This window comes from Rhodococcus sp. BS-15 (genome assembly GCF_000813105.1).
In the GTDB taxonomy this organism is placed as follows: domain Bacteria; phylum Actinomycetota; class Actinomycetes; order Mycobacteriales; family Mycobacteriaceae; genus Rhodococcoides.
Genome location: NZ_BAOX01000201.1, coordinates 1 through 9,211, shown reverse-complemented (window position 1 = coordinate 9,211; position 9,211 = coordinate 1). Strand labels below are relative to the sequence as shown.

The following is a 9,211-nucleotide window of genomic DNA, read 5'->3' as shown; positions in this document are numbered from 1 at the left end:
TCCGAGGTCACAGCGGGTGTCTGAAGTTCCCCGTCGACGGTGCCGATCCTTCGACGGCTGCGCCCTCCTCGGCGGTGGGGGCTCCGGATTCGGTGCCGCCTTCGGTGGCGGGCTGCTCGACGACGGAGCTGTCCGGTGTGGTCGGTTCCTGCGCACTGGCGATTCCCGGTGCGGCGAGGGAGAGGGACAGTGCCATGGCGGCCCCGGCAGCGGCGAGGCGCGCCTTCTTGGACCTGGCGATCGACTTCTGCGACATGGAGATTGTGGCCCTTCGGTCAGTGGCAGCATCGTGCTGCGCGCACCCGCCCTCCCACGCGGAACGGGTGTTGTTGGTGAGTCACACGAACAACCGTGTTGACGTGACCGTAAACCAACCGGCCGGTCTCGGGAACCGTTAACGGCTTTACCTGAGAATTGGTTATGAAAGTGTTACTGATGGGACGCATGTGACGAGAGAGATTCTCGACATGCAACGGCGGTCGAGGCGTGTACGTCTCGACCGCCGCGAAAAGCCGTTCGGATGAAGGTATTTCAGTCGCCGACCGTCACGGCCCGGGCCTCGTCGATGCTGTGAGGTGCAGGTTCGTGGTCGTCGACGTGAGCGAGCACCTTCCGGCCGGTTGCCAGGACCACGATGGCGAGAGCGGTGCAGGCGGCACCCACCCAGAACGGGACGTGCATGTTCGACTCGCCCAGTTTTCCGGCCAGGTAGGGAGCCGCGGCCCCGCCGGTGAAGCGAACGAAGCTGTAGGCCGCCGATGCCGTCGAGCGCTCGACCGGTGCCGAGATCATCACGGTCTCGGTGATCAGCGTGTTGTTGACGCCGAGGAACAACCCGGCCACGACGGTTCCCACGATGAGGACGGTCTTGTTCTCGGTGAACATCGCCATGACGCCCAGATCGAGGGCGAACAGCAGCAGTGCGAGCATCATCATGTTCAGCGTTCCGAAGGCCCGCTGCAGCTTCGGTGCGATGAACACCGACGCGACCGCCAGGCACAGGCCCCAGCCGAAGAAGATGAAGCCGATCGAGTACGTGCCCATGTCCAACGGGAACGGGGTGTAGGCGAGGAGGGTGAAGAATCCGTAGTTGTAGAGCAGCGCGGTGATGCCGACGGTGAGCAGGCCGCGGTGCCGAAGCGCGCGGAACGGATCGAGTATCGACGTGGTGTGCGCTGGCTTCGGGGTGTCCGGGAGCATGACGATGAGCAGGATGAACGCGATGGCCATCAGTGCGGCAACTCCGAAGAACGGTCCGCGCCAGCTGAATCCGCCGAGAACTCCACCGACGAGGGGCCCGGTGGCGATACCGATACCCAGTGCGGCCTCGTAGAGGATGATCGCGCGGGCGACACCTCCCGATGCGGCACCGACGATGGTCGAGAGTGCCGTCGCGATGAACAGGGCGTTGCCCAGTCCCCAGCCTGCGCGGAAACCGATGATCTCGCCGACCGATCCGGATGTGCCTGCCAGGGCGGCGAAGACGACGATGATCGCCAGTCCCACCAGCAGGGTGCGCTTGGGTCCGAAGCGGCTCGACACCACTCCGGTGATCAGCATCGCGACGCCGGTCACGAGCATGTAGCTGGTGAACAGCAACGACACCTGAGACGGCGAGGCGTCGAGTTGTTCGCCGATGGGTTTGAGGATGGGATCGACGAGGCCGATGCCCATGAAGGCGATGACGCTGGCGAACGCGACGGCCCACACCGCTCGCGGTTGCTTCAGCAGGCTGTCGGAGGAAGTGCTGGTGGTCACGAAGAAGTTCCTCTCGTTCCGCGATCGACGGGCTCGAGGATGCTGCGAAGCTCGCTCAGTCCGTCGGTCAGTTTCTGTATCTGTTCCGGGTCGCGGTCGGACAGGTACGGCACCAGTCCGTCGACGATGTGGCGTCGACCCGCGGCGAGCCACCGGTGGCCGTCGTCGGTCATGTCGATGAGGACGGCACGGGAATCGTCGGGATCGGCGGTCCGGGTGACGAGGCCGCTCTTGCTCAGCTTGGTGAGCAATGCCGTCGCCGACGGTTGGGAGCAGCGGTCCAGCTCGGCGAACGTGCTGATACGCAGTGGCTGGTATTCCTCCAGCAACGACAGCGCTCGCATCCACGCTCTGGGCCATTCGTCGCTGCCGAACCGTGCGGCCAAGCGGACGAACCGTGACGAGCTGGTGACCAATTGCGACAGGAGGTCCCGGATGTCTGCGTCGGAGTGACTCACCGGATTAATATTACATACGCTAACTATCTATACGAAAAGCGCACTGTATCGCCGCCTGGCATCGACGGCGACGAGTCAGTACTGGCGCAGGAGATCGGCGATGTCGCGGTCCCACTGGGCGTCCCGCCGACCGTCGTAGCGGAAGCGCATCAGGTGATAGAAGCCGATGAGAACGGATGCCACGAGCACCCAGCTACCGATGGTGTTGAAGATCGACGCAGCGACGACGTCCGACGAGGTCAGTGGTCGCATGCTCAGATCTCCGCTGTTGTCGACCCAGATCTGCGTGGTGGTACCGGCAGGCGATCCGGTGTCGACGCTGACGCGTCCGGTGTGCTCGACGCCTCGGTAGACCCAACGTGAGTCGACGGCGGTCGCCGCTGCGCCGGTCGCGCCGAACTCGGTCGATGCCACGGGTGTGGATTCGGCGACGGCCGTCGTGGTCGCGGTGACCTGGTGGATCGAACTCTTCTGGTCCTCTAGTCGTTGTTGTTGATCGGTGTGGGCGGTGGCACCGATCCACAGCGACACCGGAACCATGAGTATCAGCAGTGCGGTCACCCAGTGCTTGATGCGTGCCTGGCGTACGTCGCAGTCGCGGAGCAACGGGTTGGGGTGGCCGTCGAAGGCGGAGCGTCCCGAACTGTCCTGCCCGGTGAGTTTGCGGCGCATGATGGTCCCCACTGCCTCGAAATGATCCGACCGACCTTTCCACGATGGCGACGCGACCTGCGAGTATCAAGCGATAGGGGTCAGCGTCACATGTGACGCTCACTGTGACGAGATTTCTGTGGAGGTCTGCATATGGTTGTCGGTCGGATTCGGCGGGCTCGCACGGCCGCGCTGGTAGCGGGTGCGGTGACCGTGGTCGGTGCGTGGGCGGGGTCGATGCCCGTGCAGCGGATGGCCAAGCCGCTGATTGTTCCGGCACTGGCGAGCGGGCTCGATCCGGTGCGAGATCGGGTGCTGTTGGCGGGTCTTGCGGCCGCCACGGTCGGCGATGCGCTGTTGATCGACCCCGACGACGATTCCGCTCTGGAATGGGGCGCGCGTGCGTTCGCCGTGATGCAGGGCAGTTACACGTATCTGCTGTTTCGGAGGGGCGCGCGTCCGTCGCTGGTCGACGCCGTTCCGCGGTACACCGGATGGGCGGTCGCGGCGACGCTACTTGCCAAGCGTCAGCCCGCGGTGGCGTCGACCCTGATCGCCTACGGTGCGGTGCTCGCGACCACGTCGACCCTGTCTGCTCGTTCCGTTTCACGCGGTGGCGATCGGCGGCTGATGATCGGCGGAGTTCTGTTCACCGTCTCCGATGCGCTGATCGTGTTCAGACGACTGTTTCTGACCGAGGACCGTCAGCGGCGGACCGCGGAGGCGATCATTCTGTCGACGTACGTCGCGGCGCAGGTCCTACTCGTCGAGGCCCTGGCTGCGGGGTAGCAGCAGTACTCGCTCGCGGTGGGCAGGGTCGACGCGAACGGCGATGACGGTGCCGGGCTCGAATCGCGAGGTGTCCGACTGCGGGATGTCGTACACGATCTTGCCGAAGTAGCTGCCCGAGCCGGGCACGGTGAATTCGAGGTCCAACTCGGCGGTGTCGTCGTCGATGCGGCGAATGGCGTCCACCGTCGCCCACCCTTCGACGCCGTGTTCGATCAGTTCCTTCTGCTCACGCGTCGGTCGTCCGGCGATCATCATGGCCAGGCCGAGCGCTGCGCCGAATCCGGCGACCAGGGCCGCCAGCTGGTAGGGAAGCGTCCCGGGGGGAGTTCGCTTCATCAGCCAACCGATCCAGATCGCCAGCACGATTGCGTAAACGGTCGTCACGAAGACGACGGATCGGACGATTCTCGTGTTGTTCACTTCGGTGCTCCTGGGTCGCTGGAAGCGACTGATCGATATTCGACGATAGGGGGTTACCGGTAAGTAGGGTTACATGTACGGTGATCGATGTGACTCGACCAACTGTCTTCATCTCAGGCGCTGCAGCCGGCATCGGCCGCGCGACGGCTCTCAAGTTCGCGGCCAATGGCTACCTCGTCGGTGCGTACGACATCGACGAGACCGGCTTGGCATCGCTCGGCAAGGAAGCTGCTTCGCTCAGCGGCCGCGTGGTCACCGGCATCTTGGATGTAACCAACTCGGACCAGTGGGAAACCCGGTTGAAGGAGTTCGTCGGGGAGGGTGACGGTCGACTCGACATTCTGATCAACAATGCCGGAATTCTGGCCGCGGGTGCCTTCGAGGACATGCCGCTGTCGGTGCACCGTCGGCAGATCGACATCAACTTCAACGGGGTCATCTACGGCACTCACGCCGCCTTCCCGTATCTGAGGGACACGGCCGGCGCTCAGGTCGTCAACCTGTGCTCGGCATCGGCCATCTACGGTCAGCCCGAGTTGGTGACCTACGGCGCGTCCAAGTTCGCGGTGCGCGGCATCACCGAGGCACTGGATCTCGAGTGGAGCAAGTACGACATCGCCGTCAAGGCCATGTGGCCGCTGTTCGTCCAGACGGCGATGACCCAGGGTGTGTCGACGGGCACCACGAGCTCGTTGGGAATCAAGCTCACCGTGAAAGATGTGTCCGACGCGATTTTCGACGCGACCCGTCCGGTGAAGCGTCGGTTGCACAAGGTGCATTTCCCGGTCGGCTTGCCTTCCAAGGCGCTCTCGCTCGGGTCACGCTTCTCGCCCGCATGGCTCACTCGCGAGGTCAACCGGCGCCTGAGCCACACCTAGAACTCGTCGCCGGACGATGCCGGCACTGCGCCGGTATCGTCGGTCTTTCGAGCAATCGGTGTCGAAAGGTGGGTCGGGGTTTCTTCATGCTGAGTACGTGGGGTTCGAGCAGAGTACGGCAAATGGGTTGGGTGCGAGCCTGGTTGGTGGTAGTCGGGGCCGGTACGGCGCTCGTTCTCACCGGTTGCAGCAGTGAGTCCGCTGCCCAGGCTCCGCCGCCTGCGTCGACCACCACCCTTGCGCCGACAACCACGACGGCAACCACCACCCCTGCGCCCGTGACGACCACGGAGATACCACTCCCGCCGCCTCCGCCTCCGGCCGAGCCGCCGCCCACCGAGGAACCGCAGACGACGTACGCCGCCATCGGTGGTGCGTACTACTTCAGTTCCCCCGACGGTTTGTTCCAGTGCGGAATCGTGCCGCTGTCGAGCCGTACCGAGGCCGGGTGCCAGGGCTCCACCACTCCGGTGCCGCCGCGGCCCGAGGACTGCATGATCAACTGGGGCAACGGTATTCGAGTCACCAACGAAGGGCCTGCGGCATTCATGTGCTCCGGCGGCGTGGTCTACACCTCGGGTGGGGACACGATCGATCCACCGCTCGCGGTCGGCGCGACCATCGCCGAGAACGGATTCACCTGCACGTCCGCCGAGAACGGCATCTCGTGTGTCGACGATGCGACCGGACACGGTTTCCGCATCGCACCGGACAGCAACGAAGTCTATTGAGCGAGAACACGATCGGCAGCGAGCCGTCGTCGGACGACGCCGGCCCCACCGAGTGGGGTGAGAACCCCAACGGCGTCGGACCGTGGTCCGACACGCACACCGAACCGCCGCCCGACGATCCACGATTGGACCCGGAACTGCTCGCCGGCGGTGACCGCCGCAACGTCGTCGACGCCTACCGCTACTGGCGACGCGAGGCGATCGTCGCCGACATCGACACCCGACGCCATTCGCTGCACGTCGCCATCGAGAACTTCACCAACGACGCCAACATCGGGACGGTGGTGCGTACCGCGAACGCCTTCGCGGCTCAGGCGGTCCACATCGTCGGGCGTCGTCGGTGGAACCGTCGCGGTGCCATGGTCACCGACCGCTACCAGCACATCCATCACCACGACTCGGTGGAGGCGCTGATGGCGTTCGCCGCGGAGCAGGGACTCGTCGTCGTGGCCGTCGACAACACCCCGGGGTCAGTGCCGATCGAGACGGCGGAGTTGCCGCGTCACTGCCTGCTGCTCTTCGGGCAGGAGGGACCGGGGGTCACCGCCAGTGCCCGCGAATCGGCCTCGATGACGGTATCGATCGCCCAATTCGGTTCCACCCGCAGCATCAATGCAGGTGTTGCCGCCGGGATTGCCATGCACTCCTGGATTCGGCGGCATGCCGATCTCGATACTGCGTGGTGAAGCTCAGCGCTTCCGGGTGTGCTTTCCGGGGCGGGATGTAACGAATCAGCAACGGTAGTGGCAGGATTGCGGGTATGCAGGAGTTGTGGTCGCAGCGTGCGGACGCTGCGGAGGGGGCCGTCGTCGCGCGGCACATGCGTCGGCTGTGGGGGCTCCCGGGCACGACGTTGGGAGTCGTCGCCTGGCCACCGGCGCGCAAGGAACGGATGTTCCTGCGCTGGCACTACTGGTGGCAGGCCCACCTGCTCGACTGTGCGGTCGACGCCGCAGATCGCGACCTCACGGCCAAGCGCCGTCGGCGACTGAACAAGATCACCCGAGCACACCGAACCCGCAACGTCAGCGGGTGGACCAACAACTACTACGACGACATGGCGTGGCTCGGGTTGGCGCTCGAACGCGCGCAGCGGCAGCACTTCGTCGGCAATCGCGGCGGCATCCAGCAGATCGAGATGGAGTTGTTCGACGCCTGGTCCCCGGCCGAGGGTGGTGGCATTCCGTGGCGCAAGAAGTCGGATTTCTACAACGCACCAGCCAACGGTCCGGCCGCGATCATGCTGGCGCGCACCGGTCGGCTGTGGCGTGCCCAGGAGATGGCCGACTGGATGGACCGCACCCTCAAAGACCCGCGCACGGGGCTGATTCTCGACGGGATGCACTCCACCCGCGCACTCGTCGATGCCGGAAAGCCCGGTGAGATGGAACGCGCCGTGTACAGCTACTGCCAAGGCGTCACGTTGGGCCTCGAGACCGAACTCGCCGTTCGGCTCGGCGAACCCAGGCACGCCCAGCGAGTCCATGCCCTGGTCGACGCCATAGACAACCACCTGACCCGCAACCTCGTCATCACCGGCGGCGGTGGGGGAGACGGCGGCCTGTTCAACCCGATCCTCGCGCGCTACCTGGCGATCGTTGCGTTGGAGTTACCCGGAGACTCGGACGCCGACGACCGAGCCCGCGAACTCGCAGCAGCGATCGTGCTGAACTCGGCCGAGTCGGCGTGGGAGAACCGCCTCGAAGTGGAAGACAATCCACTGTTCGGAGCCGACTGGACCCGCGAAGCCCGTTTCCCGGGGCAAGGCCTGCACATCGCCACCTTCACCGAAGGAACGGTCCGACCGTCAGATGTGCCCGAACGGGACCTCTCGGTGCAACTCGGCGGCTGGATGCTCATGGAAGCCGCATACCGCGTCGCAGCTGCAGGTTTCTAGTCGTTCCGCGGGCTCCACTCCTGCCGGTTTCTAGTCGTTACTCGACGACCTCTTCGACCTCGATGGTCTCCTCGGGGCGGGCCATTTCCTTGCGGTACTGCCAGATGCCGAGCCCGGTTCCGACGACGAGCAGCACGATCATGCCGATGAGGACGGCGGGCATCAGCCACGGGATGCCGTCGATGAACGAGCCGAAGTAGAACCCGATCAGCAGCAGTACCGGAGCCCAGATGATGGCTCCGAGGGTGCTGGCGATCGTGTATTTGCGGTGATCCATCTTCGCGGCACCTGCGACCAGCGGGCACAGGGTGCGCACCCAGGGGATCCACCGCGCGACCAGTACCGCCCAGAATCCGTGCTTCTCGAGCAGGAGATTGACCTTGTGCAGGTTCTTGGTGTTGAGGTACTTGCCGTTCTTGCGGGCCACCAGCGTCGAGCCGGTTCGGTGACCGATCGAGTACCCCACCTGGTTGCCTGCGATGGCGGCGACCATCGCACCGAGCGAGAGCGCCCAGATGTGACCGGTGCCCGACGCATGGGTCGCCATCACGATTCCTGCCGTGATCAGCATCGAATCTCCGGGCAGGAACAACCCGATGATCACCGCGCATTCGATGAACACGAAGGTCATCACGACGATCCACACGACGAGGGGGCCTGCCGTCTCCAGCGGACCGAAACTGCCGACCGCCTGAACGGACGCGGTCGGCAGCGCAGTGGTAATCGACGACATGGACTCGATCACTTTCGGCAGATCTCGATCAGGACTTGGTGTCCGGGGCGACGGCCTCGATCACGTCGGTGGCCTCCCCGAGCGGAGTCTTGCGGGCCTTGATCATTCGCTTGCCGACCTCGATGACGATGGGGAGGACGGAGACGGCGACGATGAGGAGGAAGATGATGTCGACGTGGTCACGAATGAACGCGATCTGCCCGAGCAGGTACCCCAGCACGGTCACGCCGGCGCCCCAGAGGATGCCGCCGACGACGTTGTAGGTGAGAAACAGTGAGTACTTCATGTGCGACGCACCGGCGACGACCGGTGCGAACGTACGCACGATCGGCACGAAGCGCGCCAGGATGATGGTGATCGGACCGTGCTTCTCGAAGAAGATGTGCGATTCGTCGATGTACTTCTTCTTGAAGAATCGCGAATCGTTGCTCTTGAAGAGGGCCGCACCACCCTTCGTGCCGATGAGATAGCCGACCTGATCGCCGAGGATCGCCGCGATCGGGATCAGGATGACCAGGGTCCAGATGGACGCGAACGGCTCGATCTCGGTGGACTTCGAAGCCGCGATCAACCCGGCTGTGAAGAGGAGGGAATCGCCTGGGAGCAGCGGAAACAGCAGCCCCGACTCGATGAAGACCACCAGCAGCAGCCCGATGAGCACCCAGTGACCGAAGGAGTTGAGCAGGTTCACCGGGTCGAGGAATCCGGGCAACAGGGCCAGGTTCGTCGTCATCGTTTCCGAGGCAGCTAGGAGACTCACCGCGCCCACACTACCGGCCGAAACTGGTAAGTCCTGAACAGAAGGTGTCGCCCCGCTGTGAACGTCATGGCCTGTTCGGCACCGTCGACGGGCCGTCGCTCCCGGCCGACGTCAGCGGGAGTGGAGCCTGCGG

Annotated in this window: 12 protein-coding genes; 5 read left to right on the top strand and 7 right to left on the bottom strand. The window is 64.7% G+C overall.

Features of this window, described 5'->3' with window-relative positions; translation table 11 throughout:
- Positions 1-7 precede the first annotated feature (7 nt).
- From RHBS_RS19330 to RHBS_RS19315, 4 genes are all read right to left on the bottom strand, one after another.
- Positions 8-256: a hypothetical protein gene (locus RHBS_RS19330; RefSeq protein WP_128646253.1), complete on the bottom strand. Its 249-nt coding sequence runs from the start codon at positions 254-256 to the stop codon at positions 8-10.
- Positions 257-531: 275 nt separating this feature from the next.
- Positions 532-1,758, bottom strand: coding sequence for an MFS transporter (locus tag RHBS_RS19325; RefSeq protein ID WP_121872191.1), 1,227 nt, complete (start codon positions 1,756-1,758; stop codon positions 532-534).
- A complete protein-coding gene (locus RHBS_RS19320; RefSeq protein ID WP_128646252.1) occupies positions 1,755-2,216 on the bottom strand; it encodes a MarR family winged helix-turn-helix transcriptional regulator in 462 nt (153 codons plus the stop codon). Before RHBS_RS19320 ends, RHBS_RS19325 begins: the two co-directional genes overlap by 4 nt.
- A gap of 75 nt (positions 2,217-2,291) precedes the next feature.
- Entirely contained in the window at positions 2,292-2,888 is a 597-nt protein-coding gene (locus tag RHBS_RS19315) for a hypothetical protein (protein WP_128646251.1), read from the bottom strand.
- A 132-nt stretch (positions 2,889-3,020) separates the two neighbouring features.
- On the opposite strand from RHBS_RS19315, the gene RHBS_RS19310 reads away from it, so the two are divergent.
- Positions 3,021-3,656 carry a lysoplasmalogenase family protein gene (locus tag RHBS_RS19310; RefSeq protein WP_121872194.1) on the top strand — a complete coding sequence of 212 codons (636 nt, stop codon included), beginning with the start codon at positions 3,021-3,023 and terminating at the stop codon, positions 3,654-3,656.
- On the opposite strand, the gene RHBS_RS19305 is transcribed toward RHBS_RS19310, so the two are convergent.
- The gene (locus RHBS_RS19305) at positions 3,627-4,079 is read right to left on the bottom strand and encodes a DUF3592 domain-containing protein (protein ID WP_121872195.1); all 453 of its coding nucleotides are present in this window, start codon (positions 4,077-4,079) and stop codon (positions 3,627-3,629) included. The genes RHBS_RS19310 and RHBS_RS19305 overlap by 30 nt on opposite strands.
- Positions 4,080-4,168: 89 nt before the next feature.
- Here RHBS_RS19305 and RHBS_RS19300 point away from each other — a divergent pair, with 89 nt between their 5' ends.
- The 4 genes from RHBS_RS19300 (at position 4,169) to RHBS_RS19285 (ending at position 7,585) form a co-directional block, all read left to right on the top strand.
- Positions 4,169-4,957 carry an SDR family oxidoreductase gene (locus tag RHBS_RS19300; protein WP_121872953.1) on the top strand — a complete coding sequence of 263 codons (789 nt, stop codon included), beginning with the start codon at positions 4,169-4,171 and terminating at the stop codon, positions 4,955-4,957.
- 122 nt (positions 4,958-5,079) lie between these two features.
- The gene (locus RHBS_RS19295; RefSeq protein ID WP_183130375.1) at positions 5,080-5,688 is read left to right on the top strand and encodes a DUF6636 domain-containing protein; all 609 of its coding nucleotides are present in this window, start codon (positions 5,080-5,082) and stop codon (positions 5,686-5,688) included.
- Complete coding sequence (locus RHBS_RS19290; protein ID WP_187298559.1) at positions 5,685-6,374, top strand: TrmH family RNA methyltransferase; 690 nt, start codon at positions 5,685-5,687, stop codon at positions 6,372-6,374. Before RHBS_RS19295 ends, RHBS_RS19290 begins: the two co-directional genes overlap by 4 nt.
- 74 nt (positions 6,375-6,448) lie before the next feature.
- Complete coding sequence (locus RHBS_RS19285) at positions 6,449-7,585, top strand: glycoside hydrolase family 76 protein (RefSeq protein ID WP_121872196.1); 1,137 nt, start codon at positions 6,449-6,451, stop codon at positions 7,583-7,585.
- Positions 7,586-7,622: 37 nt separating this feature from the next.
- Here the strand turns inward: RHBS_RS19285 and RHBS_RS19280 are convergent, their stop codons facing one another.
- On the bottom strand, positions 7,623-8,318 hold the full coding sequence (locus tag RHBS_RS19280; protein ID WP_121872956.1) for a DedA family protein: 696 nt from the start codon (positions 8,316-8,318) through the stop codon (positions 7,623-7,625).
- A 28-nt stretch (positions 8,319-8,346) separates the two neighbouring features.
- A complete protein-coding gene (locus RHBS_RS19275) occupies positions 8,347-9,051 on the bottom strand; it encodes a VTT domain-containing protein (RefSeq protein WP_121872197.1) in 705 nt (234 codons plus the stop codon).
- Between the last annotated feature and the right edge of the window lie 160 nt (positions 9,052-9,211).

Excerpts from the sequence above, each read along its gene's own strand:
- RHBS_RS19330 (WP_128646253.1), bottom strand. The coding sequence starts at position 256 with ATGTCGCAGAAGTCGATCGCCAGGTCCAAGAAGGCGCGCCTCGCCGCT.
- RHBS_RS19315 (WP_128646251.1), bottom strand. The coding sequence starts at position 2,888 with ATGCGCCGCAAACTCACCGGGCAGGACAGTTCGGGACGCTCCGCCTTC.
- RHBS_RS19310 (WP_121872194.1), top strand. The coding sequence starts at position 3,021 with ATGGTTGTCGGTCGGATTCGGCGGGCTCGCACGGCCGCGCTGGTAGCG.
- RHBS_RS19295 (WP_183130375.1), top strand. The coding sequence starts at position 5,080 with ATGGGTTGGGTGCGAGCCTGGTTGGTGGTAGTCGGGGCCGGTACGGCG.
- RHBS_RS19285 (WP_121872196.1), top strand. The coding sequence starts at position 6,449 with ATGCAGGAGTTGTGGTCGCAGCGTGCGGACGCTGCGGAGGGGGCCGTC.
- RHBS_RS19280 (WP_121872956.1), bottom strand. The coding sequence starts at position 8,318 with ATGTCGTCGATTACCACTGCGCTGCCGACCGCGTCCGTTCAGGCGGTC.
- RHBS_RS19275 (WP_121872197.1), bottom strand. The coding sequence starts at position 9,051 with ATGACGACGAACCTGGCCCTGTTGCCCGGATTCCTCGACCCGGTGAAC.